Annotated in this window: 22 protein-coding genes; 5 read left to right on the top strand and 17 right to left on the bottom strand. The window is 59.7% G+C overall.

The genetic code is table 11. From position 1 onward, the window contains the following. Positions 1–60 precede the first annotated feature (60 nt). From ftsY to rpoH, 4 genes are all read left to right on the top strand, one after another. Complete coding sequence (gene ftsY, locus IV098_RS02910) at positions 61–1,149, top strand: signal recognition particle-docking protein FtsY (protein ID WP_296886277.1); 1,089 nt, start codon at positions 61–63, stop codon at positions 1,147–1,149. Further along, positions 1,146–1,808 carry a cell division ATP-binding protein FtsE gene (ftsE, locus tag IV098_RS02905; protein WP_296886275.1) on the top strand — a complete coding sequence of 221 codons (663 nt, stop codon included), beginning with the start codon at positions 1,146–1,148 and terminating at the stop codon, positions 1,806–1,808. The genes ftsY and ftsE overlap by 4 nt, the downstream gene beginning before the upstream one ends. Beyond that, complete coding sequence (gene ftsX / locus IV098_RS02900) at positions 1,805–2,713, top strand: permease-like cell division protein FtsX (protein ID WP_296886272.1); 909 nt, start codon at positions 1,805–1,807, stop codon at positions 2,711–2,713. Before ftsE ends, ftsX begins: the two co-directional genes overlap by 4 nt. Before the next feature lie 89 nt (positions 2,714–2,802). Further along, positions 2,803–3,648 carry an RNA polymerase sigma factor RpoH gene (gene rpoH / locus IV098_RS02895; protein ID WP_296886269.1) on the top strand — a complete coding sequence of 282 codons (846 nt, stop codon included), beginning with the start codon at positions 2,803–2,805 and terminating at the stop codon, positions 3,646–3,648. Positions 3,649–3,856: 208 nt separating this feature from the next. Here the strand turns inward: rpoH and ccoS are convergent, their stop codons facing one another. From ccoS to IV098_RS02830, 13 genes are all read right to left on the bottom strand, one after another. Then, entirely contained in the window at positions 3,857–4,057 is a 201-nt protein-coding gene (gene ccoS, locus IV098_RS02890) for a cbb3-type cytochrome oxidase assembly protein CcoS (protein ID WP_296886266.1), read from the bottom strand. After that, complete coding sequence (locus IV098_RS02885) at positions 4,054–4,830, bottom strand: FixH family protein (protein ID WP_296886264.1); 777 nt, start codon at positions 4,828–4,830, stop codon at positions 4,054–4,056. The genes ccoS and IV098_RS02885 overlap by 4 nt, the downstream gene beginning before the upstream one ends. Continuing rightward, positions 4,827–6,350: a 4Fe-4S dicluster domain-containing protein gene (locus IV098_RS02880; protein WP_296886260.1), complete on the bottom strand. Its 1,524-nt coding sequence runs from the start codon at positions 6,348–6,350 to the stop codon at positions 4,827–4,829. Before IV098_RS02880 ends, IV098_RS02885 begins: the two co-directional genes overlap by 4 nt. A 77-nt stretch (positions 6,351–6,427) precedes the next feature. Beyond that, positions 6,428–7,348 (bottom strand): cytochrome-c oxidase, cbb3-type subunit III, encoded by a 921-nt coding sequence (ccoP, locus tag IV098_RS02875; protein ID WP_296886257.1) that lies wholly within the window; start codon positions 7,346–7,348, stop codon positions 6,428–6,430. Next, entirely contained in the window at positions 7,345–7,542 is a 198-nt protein-coding gene (locus tag IV098_RS02870) for a cbb3-type cytochrome c oxidase subunit 3 (RefSeq protein ID WP_296886254.1), read from the bottom strand. The genes ccoP and IV098_RS02870 overlap by 4 nt, the downstream gene beginning before the upstream one ends. 36 nt (positions 7,543–7,578) lie before the next feature. Continuing rightward, positions 7,579–8,325, bottom strand: a complete 747-nt coding sequence (gene ccoO / locus IV098_RS02865) for a cytochrome-c oxidase, cbb3-type subunit II (protein WP_296886252.1) — start codon at positions 8,323–8,325, stop codon at positions 7,579–7,581. A 15-nt stretch (positions 8,326–8,340) separates the two neighbouring features. Continuing rightward, positions 8,341–9,795, bottom strand: coding sequence for a cytochrome-c oxidase, cbb3-type subunit I (gene ccoN, locus IV098_RS02860; protein WP_296886250.1), 1,455 nt, complete (start codon positions 9,793–9,795; stop codon positions 8,341–8,343). 118 nt (positions 9,796–9,913) lie between these two features. Beyond that, positions 9,914–10,507: an SCO family protein gene (locus IV098_RS02855; protein WP_296886248.1), complete on the bottom strand. Its 594-nt coding sequence runs from the start codon at positions 10,505–10,507 to the stop codon at positions 9,914–9,916. Further along, entirely contained in the window at positions 10,504–10,968 is a 465-nt protein-coding gene (locus IV098_RS02850; RefSeq protein WP_296886245.1) for an Rrf2 family transcriptional regulator, read from the bottom strand. Before IV098_RS02850 ends, IV098_RS02855 begins: the two co-directional genes overlap by 4 nt. Before the next feature lie 83 nt (positions 10,969–11,051). After that, positions 11,052–11,948: a heme o synthase gene (cyoE, locus tag IV098_RS02845; RefSeq protein ID WP_296886242.1), complete on the bottom strand. Its 897-nt coding sequence runs from the start codon at positions 11,946–11,948 to the stop codon at positions 11,052–11,054. Positions 11,949–11,950: 2 nt separating this feature from the next. Beyond that, the gene (locus IV098_RS02840; RefSeq protein ID WP_296886240.1) at positions 11,951–12,934 is read right to left on the bottom strand and encodes a heme A synthase; all 984 of its coding nucleotides are present in this window, start codon (positions 12,932–12,934) and stop codon (positions 11,951–11,953) included. Positions 12,935–12,946: 12 nt separating this feature from the next. Further along, the gene (locus IV098_RS02835; protein WP_296886238.1) at positions 12,947–13,510 is read right to left on the bottom strand and encodes a hypothetical protein; all 564 of its coding nucleotides are present in this window, start codon (positions 13,508–13,510) and stop codon (positions 12,947–12,949) included. Positions 13,511–13,517: 7 nt separating this feature from the next. Continuing rightward, the gene (locus IV098_RS02830; protein WP_296886236.1) at positions 13,518–14,267 is read right to left on the bottom strand and encodes an SURF1 family protein; all 750 of its coding nucleotides are present in this window, start codon (positions 14,265–14,267) and stop codon (positions 13,518–13,520) included. Between the two features lie 48 nt (positions 14,268–14,315). On the opposite strand from IV098_RS02830, the gene IV098_RS02825 reads away from it, so the two are divergent. After that, the gene (locus IV098_RS02825) at positions 14,316–14,516 is read left to right on the top strand and encodes a twin transmembrane helix small protein (protein WP_296886234.1); all 201 of its coding nucleotides are present in this window, start codon (positions 14,316–14,318) and stop codon (positions 14,514–14,516) included. 54 nt (positions 14,517–14,570) lie between these two features. Here the strand turns inward: IV098_RS02825 and IV098_RS02820 are convergent, their stop codons facing one another. From IV098_RS02820 to ctaD, 4 genes are all read right to left on the bottom strand, one after another. Further along, positions 14,571–15,437, bottom strand: coding sequence for a cytochrome c oxidase subunit 3 (locus IV098_RS02820; protein ID WP_296886232.1), 867 nt, complete (start codon positions 15,435–15,437; stop codon positions 14,571–14,573). A gap of 31 nt (positions 15,438–15,468) precedes the next feature. Next, on the bottom strand, positions 15,469–15,666 hold the full coding sequence (locus tag IV098_RS02815; RefSeq protein WP_296886230.1) for a DUF2970 domain-containing protein: 198 nt from the start codon (positions 15,664–15,666) through the stop codon (positions 15,469–15,471). Beyond that, positions 15,659–16,213, bottom strand: a complete 555-nt coding sequence (locus tag IV098_RS02810) for a cytochrome c oxidase assembly protein (protein WP_296886228.1) — start codon at positions 16,211–16,213, stop codon at positions 15,659–15,661. The genes IV098_RS02815 and IV098_RS02810 overlap by 8 nt, the downstream gene beginning before the upstream one ends. Positions 16,214–16,332: 119 nt before the next feature. Continuing rightward, positions 16,333–17,919, bottom strand: coding sequence for a cytochrome c oxidase subunit I (gene ctaD / locus IV098_RS02805; RefSeq protein ID WP_296886226.1), 1,587 nt, complete (start codon positions 17,917–17,919; stop codon positions 16,333–16,335). Positions 17,920–17,924 lie beyond the last annotated feature (5 nt).

The raw sequence follows: 17,924 nt of genomic DNA, 5'->3' as shown, positions 1-17,924 counted from the left end.
CCGTAGCCGAATGATAAGATTAGGCCGTTCGTCAAACTGCTGTGCAGACCGCCTCTATCCGTGTTTAGTTTCTTCAAAAAGTCCAAACCCACTGCCGCACCGGAAACAACGGCTGCCGAACCCGTTGCGCCGGAACAGGTCACGTCCGAACCCGTCGTATCCGAGCCTGCGGCGCCCATCGCACCGCCACCCGAGGCCGCGCCTGCCGCGCAAGCAGACGACGCGGCGCCGGCCCGTCCCGGCTGGGCGCAACGCCTCAAGCAGGGGCTGGCCAAGACCCGCGACAAACTGGGCGGCCAGCTCTCCAGCCTGTTCGGTGTCGGCCGCAAGATCGACGCCGAGCTCTACGATGAGCTGGAAACCATCCTCATCACCGCCGATGTCGGCGTCGACGCCACCCAGGCCCTGCTCGACACCCTGCAGAAGCAGGTGCGGCGCGAAGGCCTTACCGAAGCCTCCGACCTGCAGGCGGCGCTGAAGCAGGCGCTGATTAATCTGCTCCTGCCGCTGCAGGCGCCGCTCGTCATCACGCAAAAGCAGCCGTTCATCCTGATGCTGGCCGGGGTCAATGGCGCCGGCAAAACCACCACCATCGGCAAGCTTGCCAAGCTCTACCAGTCGCAAGGCCTGTCGGTACTGCTGGCGGCGGGCGACACCTTCCGTGCCGCCGCGCGCGAACAGTTGCAGGTCTGGGGCGAGCGCAACAACGTCACGGTCATCAGCCAGGACAAGGGCGACTCCGCTGCGGTGATTTTCGATGCCATCCAGGCCGCGCGCGCGCGCAATATCGATGTCGTGCTGGCCGATACCGCCGGCCGCCTGCCCACCCAGTTGCATTTGATGGAAGAGATCAGGAAGGTCAAGCGCGTAATCGAAAAAGCCGCGCCCGGCGCGCCGCACGAAGTGCTGCTGGTGCTCGACGCCAACACCGGACAGAACGCAGTCATGCAGGTCAAGGCCTTCGACGATGCACTCGGGGTCACCGGGCTGGTGCTGACCAAGCTCGACGGCACGGCCAAGGGCGGCGCCATTGCTGCCATCGCCCAGGCCCGCCCGATCCCGGTACGCTACATCGGCGTCGGCGAAAGTCTGGACGACTTGCGACCGTTCGATGCGCGCGAGTTCGTCGACGCGGTGTTCACCGCATGATCAGCTTCAGCCAGGTCACCAAGCGCTATCCCGGCGGCCACGAAGCCCTGACGGGCGCCAACCTCTTGATCGAAAAGGGCGAACTGGTGTTCCTGACCGGTCATTCCGGCGCCGGCAAGTCCACCCTGCTCAAGCTGATCGCCGCCATCGAGCGCCCCACATCCGGCGTCGTGTCGGTCAATGGCCAGAACATCAGTCGCCTGCCGCAGCGCGCCGTGCCCTACCTGCGCCGCAACATCGGCCTGGTGTTCCAGGACCACAAGCTGCTGTTCGACCGCAACGTGATCGAGAACGTGGTGCTGCCGCTCGACATCGCCGGCTTCGACCGCCGCGAATCGCTGAAGCGCGCACGCGCGGTAATCGACAAGGTCGGCCTGTTGAACCGCGAAAAATCCAACCCGGTCAGCCTGTCGGGCGGCGAGCAGCAGCGCCTGTGCATCGCACGCGCACTGGTGTCGCGCCCCGCCCTGCTACTGGCGGACGAGCCGACCGGCAACCTCGACGCGGGCTACGCCGCCGATATCATGGCGATGTTCCGCGACTTCCATCAGGTCGGCACCACGCTGGTGATCGCCACGCACGACGACCGCGCCATCACCGCCCTGGGCGGCCGCACCCTGCACCTCGATCACGGCAAAATTGAAGAGGTGGCCGCATGATCGGCTGGCTGCGTCACCAGAAGCATGCGCTCACTTCATCGCTGCGCCGTCTGGCGGCCCAGCCCGTAGTCACCCTGCTCACTGCGCTGGCGATGGGTGTCGCCATCAGCCTGCCCTGCGCGCTGTATCTCATGCTTGGCAATCTCAACCGGCTGGCGGGCGAGCTGCCTGCGCAGCCGGAAATCAGCCTGTTTCTCGCTGCCGATGTCACGCCGGCGCAAAAGCACCTTATTGCGGCGCGCCTCAAACAGCTGGACATTGCGGCAGCGCGGCATATCCCCAAGGAGCAAGCGCTCACTGAACTCAGCGCCTCGCAAGGCCTGGCCGACATTACAGCCGGCCTGACCGAAAACCCCCTGCCGGACGCCTGGGTAGTGCGCCCGCAGGCCGGTACGCCGGAAGCGCTCAAGCGCGTTGCCGCCGAACTCGGCAAACTCCCGGGCGTGGCGGAAACCCACCTTGACAGCCTGTGGATCGAACGGCTGCAGGCCGCGCTTGCCATTGGCCGCACCGGAGTTTGGCTGCTGGGTGGCCTGTTCGCTGTCGCGCTGATGGCCATTTCGAGCAATGCCATCCGGGCGCGCGTCCTCAGCCGCCGCGACGAGATCCACGTGAGTCGCCTGATCGGCGCCACCCATCGCTATATCCGCCGCCCTTTCCTGTATCTGGGCGCGTTGCAGGGCTTGCTGGGCGGACTTGCCGCAGGCGGCGTGCTGGCCTTGGCCGGAACCCTGTTGCGGGCGCCAGTCGCCCATCTGTCCAGCTTGTATGGCACCAGTTTCCAGCTGTTGCCGCCCAACCCGACTGAAATCACGGTCGTGCTGGCCCTGGCGACCCTAACGGGCTGGGCGGGCGCCTGGATTGCGGTGGCGCGCACGCTGCATCAAACCTCTGCCATTCGCTAAACTGAAGCACACATCCATGGAACTCTGCGCCGATTTAGCACTCATTAGACGCGAGTGCTAAAATGAGTTTCATAGGAGGAAATGAATCCATGAATCAGTCCATGTCTTTACCTATACCCTCGGCGTATAGCCAGGAAAGTTATATCCAGACGGTGAACCGTTATCCCATGCTCAGCCTGGAAGATGAGCAACGGCTGGCACGCGCGTGGCACGACCATGAAGACGTCGATGCCGCCCGTCAATTGGTGGTGTCGCATTTGCGTGTGGTGGTGAGTGTGGCCCGGCATTACCTGGGCTACGGACTGCCGCACGCCGATCTCATTCAGGAAGGCAACGTCGGCCTGATGAAAGCGGTCAAACGCTTCGACCCGGACCGCGGTGTGCGGCTGGTGTCGTTCGCGCTGCACTGGATCCGTGCCGAAATCCATGAGTACGTGCTGAAGAACTGGCGTCTGGTCAAAGTGGCGACCACCAAGTCGCAGCGCAAGCTGTTCTTCAACCTGCGCAGCCTGAAACAGTCGCTCAACAGCATGAGCTTGCAGGAAGCCGACGCCATGGCGCGCGAGCTCAATGTCAGCCGCAAGGACGTGCTGGAGATGGAAACCCGGATGTCGGGGCACGACGTCTCCATCGATCCCACGTTCGACGACGGTGAAGAGGGCTATAGCCCACTGGCCTATCTGGCAAGCCCGGATGAGAATCCGGCCCAGCTGTTCGAGCGCGAGCAAACCGAACGTTTGCGCCACACCGGGCTGGTTGCCGCACTGGAAAATCTGGACGATCGCAGCCGCCACATCATCAAGGCACGCTGGTTGACCGAGGGAGAAGCCGCCACCTTGCACGAACTGGCTGCGCAATATGGCGTATCGGCCGAGCGGATCCGCCAGATCGAAGCACGTGCACTGCAAAAAATGCGCGCAGCAATTCCGGTCTGAGCGCGTAGCAGTTGACGCAATAAAAAACCCCCGCCACTTTCAAAGTGGCGGGGGTTTTTTATTGGATCGGCCAGCTGGTGCTTAGAAAAACGAAGCGACCAACACAGACAGTACGCTGACCCATGCCCAAACGATCAAGGCCACCACCAGCACCATCGGAAAACCCTGGAAAGTCATCAGTTGTTTCATATCGCTTACTCCAATTAATTTATTGAATTTTAATAGACTTGTCTTCGCCGCTCAAGCGGCGCGTCGGTAACAGGGGATCGTCGTCGTCCATCAGGATACGTTCGGCGGGGCCCTCCATATCGTCGAATTGGCCACTTTTGATCGACCAGAACACGCCCACGATGATCAGCACCACGAACAAGCCGGACAGCACAAACAGGAACCCCATAATGCCGCTCATGATGCCGCGAGCTCCTGTATGGTGTGGTAATACAGCTTGCCATCCTGCATCAAACGCATTTCCAGCAGCCAGCGCCCTTTCGCCGGCAGCGTCAGCACGCCGGTATATACGCCCGCTTCGGTTGCGGCCAGCGGCAAGCTCAGCGAAGGCTCAGTTACCCCGGGGCGCAACAGCCGAACTTCTGCGTCTACGCGTTCAACCGGCAAGCCGGTGCGATCCTTGATGCGAACCTGGATCGGGCCGCTCGGCCCGACGCTGTCCAGGCCGGAGATTTCCACCTGCCAGCCGAGTTGAGATTCGCGATGCGCCTCGCTCAATTCGGACGACACCGCCTTGGCTGCATTCTCGCCATGCGGCACCACCCCGGAAAATCCGCTGTATACCGCACCCCCATCACTGCCCAGCCACCAGCGCGCCAGTGGCTCGGGCAATCCCTTGGTCGCGATCTGCAACAGCGCCGCATTGAGGAAAACCAGCCCGATGAAGAATGCAACCAGCAATTTGGGCACCCAGTGCATCCGTGCGCCGCCCCGACGACGGAACTGCGTCATGGCAAACATCACCAGTGCCGCTGCCGAGAATACCGAGATATGCATCGCCACGACATCCAGACCCGGCCAGCGGCCGACGATGAGGATGAAATATCCCATCAGCGGAATCACCGCGGCCAGTACCGCGCGCAACACGACCGGCAGGCGATGGAACAGTCCGCCGATCGCGTACAGCGCAAGCACGGCGATCAGGCCGCCGAACAGGGTGCTCATTGTCGTCATGGGCGCAAACCCGGCGTATCGAAGCGGATTTTTTCGGCGCGCGCTTCTGCGGGCTTGCCTTTCGGCGTGATCAGCAGCTCGAAGTGCTTTGTTTGCGTGGCCAGCTCGGGCGACAACCGCACACTGGCCTGTACCAGACCGCTGTGACCCGGCTTGATGGTGATTTCGCGGAAGTGACCGACATCAAGTGCCGCTTCGGGGATACCGCGTACGGAAATCACGTAAACCTGATCCTCGGCCGCCTTGTTGGTGATACGGATCTGGTAGCGATTGCGGATGTCGCCGTTCGACAGCACGACATACAAAGGCTGCCGGATCTGGTTGACTGCTCGGTCGAAACTGCCGCGTGTGCCGATGCTGTAAACCAGATAAGCGCTCATCAGCACCAGCGCGACACCATAACCAATGATTTTCAGGCGTTTCCATGCCAGCTTGGGCGCGCTGGGCGTGGCTGACGCAAGGTTCTTCTCCGAATCGTAGCGAATGAGCCCGCGCGGAAAATTGAACGAATCCATGATGGTGTTGCAGGCGTCGATACACAGGCCGCACGAAATGCACTTGTATTGCAGACCCTCCCGGATATCGATGCCGACCGGGCACACCTGCACGCACAGGCCGCAATCGATGCAATCGCCCAAGCCCTGCTCATGGCGTTCAGCCAATGCGCGTTCGCCCGAGTTGCGGTTTATGCGGCGGCGCTCCTGTGCAACCGTCGCCTCGGCACGCTCGCGCGAACGGCGTTCCACCACGATCCCGCGGCCGGAGCGCACGCTGGCCCGCCCATGCGTGCCTTCGCCGCGCTGGGCGTCGTAATGCACGGCGAGGGTTTCGGGTTCATACATCACGCTCTGGAAACGGCCATACGGGCAGATGTAGGTACAGATCTGTTCCCGCATCAAGCCTGCCGCCGCATAAGTTGCCAGCGTGAGCACAGTGACCGTGATGTAGGCTGCAGCGGCGGCCTGGCCCGTAAAGAAATTCACCAGCAACTGCGGAGCGTAGGCGAAATAGGCCGCAAAAGTCAGTCCGGTCCAGAACGACGCCAGAATCCACAGGGCATGGGTCCCGCCGATCTTGAGCAGCTTTTCGCGATTCCATGGTTGGCGGAACAAACGCACTCGGGCCGGACGCTCACCCTGTATTTTGGACTCGATCCATATGTAGAAATCGGTCCACAGGGTCTGGAAGCAGAAGTAGCCGCAAAAGGCCCTCCCAACCAAGCCTGTGACAAAGAACAGCAGGATGGCTGCGATGAACAGAAGCAAGGCCAGCCAGATCACATCCTGCGGATACACCGTCAAGCCGAAAATCAGGAAACGACGCCCCAGCACATCGAACAAAACAGCTTGCGACGGCGCATCCAGTCGCGACCAGGGGAGCCAGGGCAGCAGAAAAAATATCGCATATGCCATTACCAGCACGGCAGTCTTGAAACGCCTGAAGTTACCTTTCACCGAGCGGGTGAATATGGGGATGCGCTTCTGGTACAGCCCTAGCTGGTCTTCTAAACCTGTTTGCATGGTGTGATCGCTACTGGATAAGTGGGAAGCAAAAGCCCCCGAGAACGGGGGCTTTTGCTTAATTCAGTCTGACTGGCTTACAGCCCACCACCCAGATCGTGAACATAGACCGTCAACACTTTGATTTGTTCCGGGGACAAACGTCCGCCCCATGCCGGCATCACCCCTTTGGCGAGGCCGGTGGAAATTACGTTGCGGATCGCCGCAACCTTGCCTTCGCTCGAGGGTGCCGCCGCCACACCCGCCCACAGCCAGATGCCGTCGGTCAGGTTGGGTGCGCCCATTTCCTTGCGGCCCTTGGCGTCCGCGCCATGGCAGTAATAGCAAGCTGCGGTTTCGCTGTGGAACAGGACATCGCCTGCCTTGGCCTTGGCTGCATCATGCGGAATGCCCGACAAGCCGGCAACGTAGTTGGCCAGATCGCCAATCTGCTCGGCCGACAACACCTCGCTGAAACTCGGCATGTAGCCACGGCGACCACCGACCAGCGTCTGGTGAATCTTTTCGTAAGAGCCGCCGTAGAGCCAGTCGTCATCGGTCAGGTTGGGGAAGAATCCCACCACACCCTGGCCACCCGACTGGTGACAGGCCGCGCAGTTGTCTGCAAACAAGGCCTTGCCTGAAGACAGGATGAATGCGGTGATTTCCGGGTCACGCGAAATCTGTTCGTAGCTCATCGACTGGACTTTGTCGAAATAGGGCTTTTGCGCCGCCGCCGCCTGGTTCATGTCTTCCAGATACAAAGCACGCGTATTCCAACTGTGCGTTTTGGTTTCGCCAGCGCTATTCACATAGGAAATATCCGACAAGCCGCCAATCCAGCCCTTGCCGAAAGGCCACGACGGGTAGATGACCCAGTACACGATGGCAAAAATAAACGTGGCGTAGAAGGTGTAGACCCACCACACCGGCAACGGATTGTTGTACTCCTGCAGGTCGCCGTCCCAGGCATGGCCTGTGGTCTGCACGGTTTGAGATTGTAGTTTTTGCTCGCTCATTGCTTGTCCTTCGTGTCTTTTTGATCGCCCAGACGTTCACCCTGCTGTTCGTCCAGAAACGGTATATCGCGGTAGGTTTCGAGCCGCTTGCTGCGGTTTTTGCTGCCGTAAACGTAGAGCACGATGCCGACAAACGTGACGAAGAAAATGATCAACGCCACGGGTTTGGTGTTTTCAGGTTTTGAAAACCACATCAACCATTCCATGTTCAGCGCCCTTGCCGGCTACGATCAGCGGTTATCGACGAACGCATCGTCGTTGTATTTGCTGAAATCAATCATGGTGCCCAGCACCTGCAAATACGCCACCAGCGCGTCCATTTCTGAAATGCCCGAACGGTCGCCGTCATAGTTGCCGAAGTTGGCCTGCTCGAGCAGGTTCTTCTGTGCATCCGGGATATGCAGCAGCGGTGCCACCGTCTCGCCGAACTTGACGACGTTGGCCTTGTACTCTTCCTGCGTCAGCGAGTAGGGCACACCAACTTTGCGCAAAGCCTTCATGCGATCAGCCGCGTCAGAAATATCCAGCGGGGTCGACAGCAGCCAGGGGTAATTCGGCATCACCGACTCCGGCACCATCGAACGCGGCGCGACCAAGTGCTGAACCTGCCACTCGTTCGAGTACTTGCCGCCGACGCGAGCCAGATCCGGGCCGGTTCGCTTGGAGCCCCACTGGAACGGGTGGTCGTATTGCGATTCCGCCGCCAGCGAATAATGACCATAACGCAGTTTCTCGTCGCGGAACGGACGAATCATCTGCGAATGGCAAAGATAGCAACCCTCGCGGACGTAGATATCACGGCCACGCTGTTCCAGCGGCGTATAAGGACGCACACCCTCGACTTTTTCAATGGTCTTGTCGATGAAAAACAAAGGGGCGATTTCCACCAAACCACCGACGCTGATCGCCAGCATGGTCAACACGGCCATCAGGCCGATGTTGGTTTCAATCCATTCGTGTTTGAAGTTGAAGTTCATTATTTATTTCCCTGATCAGGCACGCGCCAACTTTGCGGCCAGCTTGGCTTCCAGAACTGCGTTCTCCTGCTTGGCCTGGCGAATGGTCATGAGCGAATTGAACAGCATCAGAACCGCACCAGAAAGGAAGAACATGCCACCGATCGCGCGCATCGCGTAGAAGGGCATCATTGCAGCTACCGACTCGGCGAACGAGTACTGCAAGTTGCCGAACTCGTCGAACGAACGCCACATCAAACCTTGGGTAATGCCGGAAATCCACATGGCAACGATGTACAGCACGATGCCGATGGTGGCCAGCCAGAAGTGCCATTCAATCAGTTTCTGGCTATACATTTTGGTGTCCCACAGCTTCGGGATCATGTGATACAGCGAACCAAAGGAAATCATCGCCACCCAGCCCAGCGCACCGGAGTGAACGTGACCCACGGTCCAGTCGGTGTAGTGGCTCAAGGCATTGACCTCTTTCAGCGACATCATCGGACCTTCGAAGGTCGACATGCCGTAGAACGACAGCGCGACGATCATGAAGCGCATGATCGGGTCGGTACGCATCTTGTCCCACGCACCCGACAGCGTCATGATGCCGTTGATCATGCCGCCCCACGAGGGCATCAAAAGCAGGATCGAGAAGGCAGCGGCCAGCGACGAGGTCCAGTCCGGCAGCGCGGTCCAATGCAGGTGGTGCGCGCCGACCCACATGTACATGAAGCCCAGCGCCCAGAAGTGAACGATCGACAGGCGGTAGGAGTAGATCGGGCGGCCTGCCTGCTTGGGCACGAAGTAATACATCATGCCGAGGAAGGCGGCAGTCAGGAAGAAGCCCACGGCGTTATGGCCGTACCACCACTGGGTCATCGCGTCCTGGGTGCCGGCGAACAGGCTGTAGGACTTCATCGAGAACAGGTCGATGGGCATCGCCAGGTTGTTGAAGGTATGCAGCAGCGCGGTCGCCAGGATGAAGGCGAGGTAGAACCAGTTGGCGACGTAGATGTGCGGCTGCTTGCGGCGCATGATGGTGCCGACGAACAGGATGAGATAGGTGACCCACACCACTTCGATCAACAGATCGATCGGCCACTCCATCTCGGCGTATTCACGACCTTGCGAATAGCCCATGACATAGGACAGCGCCGCCGTGACGATGATGGTTTGCCAACCCCAGAAGGTGAAGCTGGCCATGCCGTCCGAAATCAGGCGAGTCTGGCAGGTACGTTGAACCACATAGTAGGAGGTGGCAAACAAGGCCGAACCGCCGAAGCCGAAAATCACCGCGCTGGTGTGAACCGGGCGGAAACGGCCGAACGAGAAATAAGGGCTGTCGAAGTTCAGGAACGGCCATGCCAGTTCGGAGGCGATATACACGCCAACGAACATGCCAACAACCGCCCAAATCAGCGACATTACGGCGAATTTCTTAACAATATCAAAATTGTATTGTTCCGCCCCGGAATAGGTTGTTACCGCCATCGACCGCTCCTGTTAAACCAAAATTGCGCAAACCACCGCGCTCAAACAGCAAATGCTTATATAAAAACTGCGGCATTATATCGCAGCCCCAACATCCGCCGCAAGGAACCAAACCCGTTCAGGAAGCTCCCACCAGGGTTTTGAGATCGTGGGCGATCAGGTCAGGGCTGCTGCCGTAGGGGATCAGCAGGCGCAAACGGCCTTCGGCATCATAGACATAGGTACCGGCGCTGTGATCGATCAGATAGCTGTCCGCATCTTTCACGGAAGTCTTTTGATAGACGATTTTGTACTCTTTTGCGATGGCGGCCAGACTGGCTGCATCGGTATACATCCCCAAAAACCGGGGATCGAAGGCGGGCACGAACAATTTCAGCAGCTCTGGCGTATCACGCTGCGGGTCGACGGTCACGAACAGCACCTGCACCCGATCGCCCAACGGCCCCAATTGTTTGAGCGCAGCGGCAAAATCCGACAGCGTGGTCGGACAGACGTCCGGGCAATGCGTGTAGCCAAAAAAAATGGCCACCACCTTGCCTTTGAAGCTCGCCAGCGTACGCGACTGACCATTGTGGTCCGTTAGCCTGAAGTCTCGGGCAAACGCCGCCCCCGTAATATCGGTAGCCTGGAACACCGGCGCCTGCGGCGCAGGCTGGCACGCAGTCAAAGCCATAGCCAGCAACGCGCATGCCGCGGCAAGCCGGTGATTCATGGCTTCAGCTGCTCGAATAGCATCCCCGGCACATCCGCCAGTCGGTATTTTCCGGTCTCAACGGCTCTCGCCAATTTGTCCAGGGTCGTATCCAGCAGCAGGTCGATGATTTTTTTCTTCACCGGGACCCAGCGAAAGTGCAGCGGGCATGCCGTTTCATCGCTGCACTTTTTCAGTCCAAGCAGGCAGCTCTCGGTAAACGCCGGCCCTTCGGTCAGCAGCAGGATCTGCATCAGGGTAATCTTGTCTCCACCGTCGCGCAGGCAAAACCCGCCCAGCCGACCCCGGAATGAAAACAGCAAGTTACCCTTGGCAAGGCTTTGCAGGATTTTGGCGAGGTAGGGTGCGGGCACGCCAAGCTGGCTGGCGATGTCTTTGTTGAGTACTGGCGTGGTTGCCGGCTGAGTGGCCATATAGATCAGCGCCTGCACGGCATACTGACTGGTTCGAGAGAGAATCATCTCGTGCCCCTAGAAATTGAGTGGGCACAATATAAAACAATCCTGTCCGAATATCTACAAACAAGATCAATTCCCCTTATTAATCAAACGGGTATTGGCCAATAATGATCGACCAGCATGATTGCAAACAGTGCGCTCAAATACCAGATTGAAAAACGGAAAGTTTCCTTGGCCAGCGCATCGCTATAGCGACGGTACAACCGCCAGCTGTAAAGCAGGAACCCGCCACCCAGCACGATGGCACCCAGCAGATAAATCCAGCCCCCCATGCCAGTACCGACCGGAAGCAGGCTGACGGCAAACAACAGCAGCGTGTAAAGCAGCAAATGCAGGCGGGTATAGGCTTCGCCATGGGTCACCGGCAGCATCGGCAACCCGGCCTTGGCGTATTCGTCGCGACGATAGAGCGCCAGCGCCCAGAAATGCGGGGGCGTCCAGGCAAAAATGATCAGGAACAGCAGCAGCGCATCGTGATGTACCTCCCCTGTAGCCGCTGCCCAGCCGAGCACGGGTGGCATCGCGCCGGATGCCCCGCCGATGACGATGTTTTGCGGCGTGGCCGGTTTGAGAATGGCTGTATAAATCACCGCATAGCCAACGAAAGTAGCCAAGGTCAGCCACATGGTGAGCGGATTGACGAACACATTCAGCAACGTCAGCCCGAGCCCGCCGACGACGCCGGAAAATACCAAGGTTTGCGCATTGCTGAGTTCGCCACGCGGCAGCGGGCGTGCCCGCGTTCGCGCCATGACGGCGTCGATCTTCTGCTCGATCAGACAATTGAATGCCGCTGCCGCGCCCGCCACCAGTGCAATGCCCAGCGTGCCAGCCCACAGCACATTCCAGGCCGGCCACCCGGGCACGGCGAGAAACATGCCGATCACTGCCGTGAACACGATCAGGCTGACCACGCGCAGTTTGCACAGCGCCAGAAACTGCTGGCAGCGACAGGCCGCACCCGCGATCATCAGGGATTCCATGCTTATCTCCTGCGTACTTTGAAGTTCAGCCACACCAGACTGGCGAGCAACAGCGCCGCACCCGTGTTGTGGGCCACCGCCACCGCCAGCGGCAGGCTGAGCAGGACATTGCTGATACCCAGCGAAACCTGGACCAGCAGCAGAATGCTGATGACCACGGCCGTGCCTGCATAGCCCGGAGTTCGAAACAGACGTACCACCAGCCAGCCCAAAACCAGGCTGACCAGCAAGGCCATCAAGCGGTGGGTCCAGTGAATCGCAGTCAGGGCGGCCAGCGGCAGCAAATCACCCGAGGCGGTTTCCCCCAGTTCACGATGCAGGGTAAAGCCATGCTCGAAGTCCATGGCGGGCACCCACACACCCTGACACAGCGGGAAATCGGTGCATGCCAGCGCCGCATAGTTAGTGCTCACCCAACCGCCCAGTGCGATCTGCGCAACGATCAGCAACAGCCCGAGGCCAGCGCCGCGCCGCAAATGATCGACACTGGCGAAATAGGCATGACTGGCCTGCCCGCGTTCACGCAGCCACAACCAAAGCAGCAAGGACAGCGTGGCCATACCGCCCAGCAAATGCGCGCTGACCACCAGCGGCTTCAGCATCTGTGTGACGGTCCACATGCCCAGCAATGCCTGAAACACGATCAGCACCAGCAATAGAAAAGGCAGCCCCGGGCCGCCATTTGTCTCTCGCCGCCCGCGCCAGGCCAGCACAAAAATCAGCAGCACCAGCATCCCCAGCGTGCCGGCAAAATAGCGGTGGACCATTTCCTTCCAGGCTTTGGCGTGGGACACCGGGCCATCGGGTCGCACTGCCAATTCGGCATTGATGGCATCGGCCGCGTGATGCGGCGTCAGTGCGCCGTAACAGCCCGGCCAGTCCGGGCATCCCAGTCCCGCGTCGGACAGGCGGACATACGCACCCAGGCTCACGACACACAAGGTCAGGACAAGGGCAGCCAGAATAAGCTTGCGATAGAACGTCATGGCGAATTGGGATCAACCGATCTGGGAGGCTTTGAGCAACAACTTGAGGTCTTTCATCATGCGCTTGGCATCCGGCTGTGCGGGAAACCGCAGCATCAGGTTGCCGAGCGGATCGACCAGATAGATATGCTCATCCCGCTCCCGGACCGCAGGAAACTGGGCAACAAAATCAGCGTCAGCTGGCCGCCACACCACCAAGCCGGGATGAGCCTGCAGTAAAACCGCATCGGGGGTGCCGCTGTCGCTCACCACCCACAGTCGCTCGATGCGTGACTGTTCCTTGCCCTGGGTGATCCGCACCTGCCGCATCAAATACAGTTGCTGCCGGCACGCCGCGTCGCAGTTCGCCGACCCGACATGCACCATCACCCACTTGCCCTGCAAGGCGTCCAGGTCGACGGGACGGGTATCGAGCGTTTTGCCCGTTGTCGACTGCAAGGGCGCAACCTTCAACAGTTCGCCGTAGTTGGTATGGCCCGCCGGGCGCCAGCCGAAATAGGCGAAATAGGCTGCGACCACCGGCACCATGAATACGCCAATCAGGAACAGGAATTTACTGCGCGAAGTTAATTGCATACTCGATTCATTCCACAGCTGGCGCGTTGGCATTGCGCTCGCGCTTCACATTCATCACTACCCACAGCACCGCCAATGTCGTCGCCAGACTGTACCACTGGAAGGCATAGCCGAGATGCATGCTGACGCTGGTGTCGGGGCGCGGCCAGTCGCGTTGCAGGCCATCCGGCTGGAAATTCGTCTGTTGCAGCAGCACGGGCTGCAGCGTCTGGCCGGTTAGAACCGTGTAGCGTGCAAAGTCCAGATTCTGCCAGACGCGTCCCTGCGGCGTAGCGTGAGCCAGTTCCAGATACCGGCTATGCGGATCAACCGCCATGCCTTCCAGCCTCACCGTGCCATGCGGCACCGGAACCACCGGCAGCTGCGCGCGCGAGCGACCCGCTGCGATCCAGCCCCGGTTGACCAGAATGGCCAACGGGCTGCCATCGATCTTCAGCGGCGTCAGCACGTGATAGCCCGCCACGCCGCCCTGTACCCGGTTATCCAGCAAGATGGTGTGCGCATCGTCGAAGCGGCCCTGCACTTCGATCTTGCGGTATAACAAATCGTCGCGTGTCAGCAGGATCTTGCCGACATGAATCGGCGGGTCCTGCGTAGCCGCATCGTATTGCGCCTGCAGGGCGCGCTTGGCTTCGGCACGACCGCTCTGCCAGTTGCCCAGCCACAGCGTCAGCACGAAAAAAAACAGCGCCGCCACGGTCGGCCACAACGCAGGTGCAAACTGCCACCCGCCGGCGCGCAGTCTCAAACCATGCATCGTGACGGCAATCCGGTTAGACTGAAATTTTGTCGAGGAAACCGCGCCATGCGCATACTTGCCCTGCTGTTCATCGTGTTCATTCTGGGCAGTCTCGCCAGCGCGCTCTATTACCTGATCAAGGACAAAGGCCAGACCGACCGCACCGTCAAAATGCTGACGATACGGGTCGGACTCTCGCTCGCGCTGTTCATCCTGTTGATGGCCGGATATTACTTCGGCATCGTTCCGCAAAGCGGGCTGCGTTGAATTTCCCCGTAAAAAAGCCGCCGGTCTGGCGGCTTTTTTACGGTATCCGATGGCTCAGATCATCCAGTAGACCAGGATGAACAGCATCACCCACACCACATCGACGAAGTGCCAATACCACGACACCGCCTCGAACGCGAAGTGATGGTCGGCACTGAAATGTCCGGCGATCGCACGCAGCAACATCACCAGCAGCATGGTCGTGCCGACCAGCACGTGAAAGCCGTGGAAGCCGGTCAGCATGAAGAAGGTCGAGCCATACACCCCGGCACCCAGCGTCAGGCCCATCTCGGTATAGGCGTGATGATACTCATAGGCCTGCAGCGCAATAAACACCACGCCCAACAGTACCGTCAGCGCCAGACCGGCAATCAGTTGAGTGCGGCTATTCTTTTTCAGTCCCCAGTGCGCCCAGGTCACGGTCACGCCCGAGCTCAGCAGCAACAGCGTGTTGATGGCCGGAATACCCCACGCACCCATCGGCGTGAACTGGAATCCGTCCTGCGTCAGCCCGGGGCCGGCCGTCGGCCATGTTGCCTTGAATTCGGGCCACAGCTGCTGCATGGTGTCGCCCTCTCCCAGCCACGGCACCGACAGCACGCGGGTATAAAACAGCGCGCCGAAGAAGGCAGCAAAAAACATCACTTCGGAAAAAATGAACCAGCTCATCGACCAGCGGAACGAGGCGTCGACCTGCTTGTTGTAGCGCCCGGCTTCGCTGTCGCGGATCACCTCGCCGAACCAGCCGAACATCATGAAGAACAGCACTCCCAAGCCGGCCAGCAGCACCCAGCCGCCGTGGTCGATTTCGCGCATGGTCATCACGCCGCCGACCGCCATCAGGAACAGGGCGATCGAGCCGACGATCGGCCACAGCGAAGGTTGCGGCAAATAATATTTTTCGGTTTGCGCCAGGCTCATGTCTTCCCCTTATTCCCTGTTTATGGATTGCTCACGTCAAGAACTGCATCGCCAGATACACCACCAGCAACATCGTCGAAACAAACACCACGCCGCCGATCAATCCGGCAATGACCACCTGTACCGGCGTCAGACTTTGCGCATCGGTATCGTAGTCACGCCGCTTGCGCACGCCAAAGAAACTCCAGAACACCGCAAGCACCACCTTGAGATTGCTTTTCTCAGCCATGCGGCACGCCTCGCTGTACGCCGCTCACCCGCGCCTTCGTCCCGACATCGAAAAAGGTGTACGACAGGGTCACGGTGTGGACGTCCCGATCCATCGTGCGGTCCAGTACGAACAGCACCGGCATCCGGCGCCGCTCGCCGGCGGCCAGCGTTTGCGGGGTAAAGCAGAAGCACTCGATTTTCTTGAAGAATGCCGCCGCACGCGCCGGCCCGTAACTGGGCACCGCCTGTCCCACTACCGGCTGGTTGCTGGTATTGACCACCTCGTACTCCACCTGGACCAGTTGGCCCGGATGCACCTTGATGCTGTTTTGCAGCGGTTTGAACTGCCACGGCAGCGACGTGTTGGTGTTGGCGTCGAATTCCAGCGTGACCCAGCGGCTGGTATCGACCTGTGTATTGCTGACCAGGCTTTGCTCGGCTCCCGCATTGATGCCGGTTGCCTCGCAAATCTTGTAATAAAACGGCACCAGGGCAAAGCCGAACCCGAACATCAGCAGCGTCACGAAGACGAGCTTGCTCAGGGTTTTGGCGTTACCCCCAGACATGGTCTATTTCAGCCCGGAATACAGCGTGAAGATGAAGAGACCCAGCGCCCACGCTGCCAGCAGAATGGCCGTACGGTATTTGCCGTTGAATTTGTTCGCCATCACGCTTGACCCTCCGCTCACTTCACCACCGGCGCCGTTTCAAAGGTGTGGTACGGCGCGGGCGAGGGCAAGGTCCATTCCAGACCCTCGGCACCTTCCCACACACGGTCGGTTGCCTTGACGCCGCCGCGGGCGGCTTTCAGCACCACCACCAGGAAAATCAGCTGGCTGAAACCGAAAATGAACGCGCCCACCGTGGCAATCTGGTTGAACTCGGTGAACTGCAGCGCATAGTCGGGAATGCGGCGCGGCATGCCGGCCAGTCCGAGAAAGTGCATCGGGAAGAACACGATATTCATGCCGATCACCGACAGCCAGAAATGCCATTTGCCGAGCGTCTCGTCGTACATGTGCCCGCTCCACTTTGGCAGCCAGTAATAAATGCCGGCGAAGATCGAAAACAGCGCGCCAGACACCAGCACATAATGGAAGTGCGCCACCACGTAGTAGGTGTCGTGCAACTGGATGTCGACCGGTGCAATCGCCAACACAAGGCCGGAGAAGCCACCGATGGTGAACAGACAGACGAAGGCGATGGCGAACAGCATCGGGGTCTCGAACGTCATCGAACCCTGCCACATCGTGGCGACCCAGTTGAACACTTTCACCCCGGTCGGCACCGCAATCAGCATGGTCGAGAACATGAAGAACAGCTGCGCGGCCGCGGGCATGCCCACGGCGAACATATGGTGCGCCCAGACGATGAACGAGAGTATTGCAATCGACGCCGTGGCGTACACCATCGAGGCATAACCAAACAAAGGCTTGCGCGCGAAAGTCGGGATAATGCTGGAGACAATACCGAACGCGGGCAGGATCAGGATATACACCTCAGGATGCCCGAAGAACCAGAAGATATGCTGGAACATCACCGGGTCGCCGCCGCCGGCAGCATTGAAGAAGCTGGTGCCGAAGTTGCGGTCGGTCAACAGCATGGTCACGGCACCCGCCAGCACCGGCATGGTGGCAATCAGCAGATAGGCGGTGATCAGCCAGGTCCAGCAGAACAGCGGCATCTTCATCAACGTGAGGCCGGGCGCCCGCATATTGAGGATGGTGGTGATGATGTTGATCGAACCCATGATCGACGACAGGCCCATGATATGGACAGCAAGAATCGTCAGATCGTAGGAAATCCCCCCCTGGATGAACAGCGGCGGATACATCGTCCAGCCGCCAGCAACTGCGCCACCCGGGAGGAGGAACGAAGACATCAACATCAAACCTGCCACCGGCAGTAACCAGAAACTCCAGTTGTTCATGCGTGGAAACGCCATGTCGGGCGCGCCCAGCATCAGCGGCACCTGCCAGTTCGCAAAGCCGGTGAAGGCCGGCATGATGGCGCCGAAGATCATGATCAGGCCATGCATGGTGGTGAGTTGATTGAAAAAATCGGGGTTGGTGAGTTGCAAACCCGGCTGAAACAGCTCTGCACGGATCAGCAGCGCCATCGTTCCGGCGGAAAACAGCATGATCAGCGCAAACCACAGGTACATCGTGCCAATGTCCTTGTGGTTGGTGGTGGTCAGCCAGCGCATGATCCCGTTCGGGTGCGCGTGGTGCGCATGATCGTCATGGCCGTGGACGTGTGCTGCATCAGACATGGTCT

This window comes from Thiobacillus sp. (genome assembly GCF_018780105.1).
Classification (GTDB): Bacteria; Pseudomonadota; Gammaproteobacteria; order Burkholderiales; family Thiobacillaceae; genus Thiobacillus.
The sequence above is the reverse complement of the archived record's forward strand: the minus strand, read 5'-3'. Positions and strand labels throughout refer to the sequence as shown.

Excerpts from the sequence above, each read along its gene's own strand:
- ftsE (WP_296886275.1), top strand. The coding sequence starts at position 1,146 with ATGATCAGCTTCAGCCAGGTCACCAAGCGCTATCCCGGCGGCCACGAA.
- ftsX (WP_296886272.1), top strand. The coding sequence starts at position 1,805 with ATGATCGGCTGGCTGCGTCACCAGAAGCATGCGCTCACTTCATCGCTG.
- rpoH (WP_296886269.1), top strand. The coding sequence starts at position 2,803 with ATGAATCAGTCCATGTCTTTACCTATACCCTCGGCGTATAGCCAGGAA.
- ccoS (WP_296886266.1), bottom strand. The coding sequence starts at position 4,057 with ATGAGCGGCATTATGGGGTTCCTGTTTGTGCTGTCCGGCTTGTTCGTG.
- IV098_RS02885 (WP_296886264.1), bottom strand. The coding sequence starts at position 4,830 with ATGACGACAATGAGCACCCTGTTCGGCGGCCTGATCGCCGTGCTTGCG.
- IV098_RS02880 (WP_296886260.1), bottom strand. The coding sequence starts at position 6,350 with ATGCAAACAGGTTTAGAAGACCAGCTAGGGCTGTACCAGAAGCGCATC.
- ccoP (WP_296886257.1), bottom strand. The coding sequence starts at position 7,348 with ATGAGCGAGCAAAAACTACAATCTCAAACCGTGCAGACCACAGGCCAT.
- IV098_RS02870 (WP_296886254.1), bottom strand. The coding sequence starts at position 7,542 with ATGTGGTTTTCAAAACCTGAAAACACCAAACCCGTGGCGTTGATCATT.
- ccoO (WP_296886252.1), bottom strand. The coding sequence starts at position 8,325 with ATGAACTTCAACTTCAAACACGAATGGATTGAAACCAACATCGGCCTG.
- ccoN (WP_296886250.1), bottom strand. The coding sequence starts at position 9,795 with ATGGCGGTAACAACCTATTCCGGGGCGGAACAATACAATTTTGATATT.
- IV098_RS02855 (WP_296886248.1), bottom strand. The coding sequence starts at position 10,507 with ATGAATCACCGGCTTGCCGCGGCATGCGCGTTGCTGGCTATGGCTTTG.
- IV098_RS02850 (WP_296886245.1), bottom strand. The coding sequence starts at position 10,968 with ATGATTCTCTCTCGAACCAGTCAGTATGCCGTGCAGGCGCTGATCTAT.
- cyoE (WP_296886242.1), bottom strand. The coding sequence starts at position 11,948 with ATGGAATCCCTGATGATCGCGGGTGCGGCCTGTCGCTGCCAGCAGTTT.
- IV098_RS02840 (WP_296886240.1), bottom strand. The coding sequence starts at position 12,934 with ATGACGTTCTATCGCAAGCTTATTCTGGCTGCCCTTGTCCTGACCTTG.
- IV098_RS02835 (WP_296886238.1), bottom strand. The coding sequence starts at position 13,510 with ATGCAATTAACTTCGCGCAGTAAATTCCTGTTCCTGATTGGCGTATTC.
- IV098_RS02830 (WP_296886236.1), bottom strand. The coding sequence starts at position 14,267 with ATGCATGGTTTGAGACTGCGCGCCGGCGGGTGGCAGTTTGCACCTGCG.
- IV098_RS02825 (WP_296886234.1), top strand. The coding sequence starts at position 14,316 with ATGCGCATACTTGCCCTGCTGTTCATCGTGTTCATTCTGGGCAGTCTC.
- IV098_RS02820 (WP_296886232.1), bottom strand. The coding sequence starts at position 15,437 with ATGAGCCTGGCGCAAACCGAAAAATATTATTTGCCGCAACCTTCGCTG.
- IV098_RS02815 (WP_296886230.1), bottom strand. The coding sequence starts at position 15,666 with ATGGCTGAGAAAAGCAATCTCAAGGTGGTGCTTGCGGTGTTCTGGAGT.
- IV098_RS02810 (WP_296886228.1), bottom strand. The coding sequence starts at position 16,213 with ATGTCTGGGGGTAACGCCAAAACCCTGAGCAAGCTCGTCTTCGTGACG.
- ctaD (WP_296886226.1), bottom strand. The coding sequence starts at position 17,919 with ATGTCTGATGCAGCACACGTCCACGGCCATGACGATCATGCGCACCAC.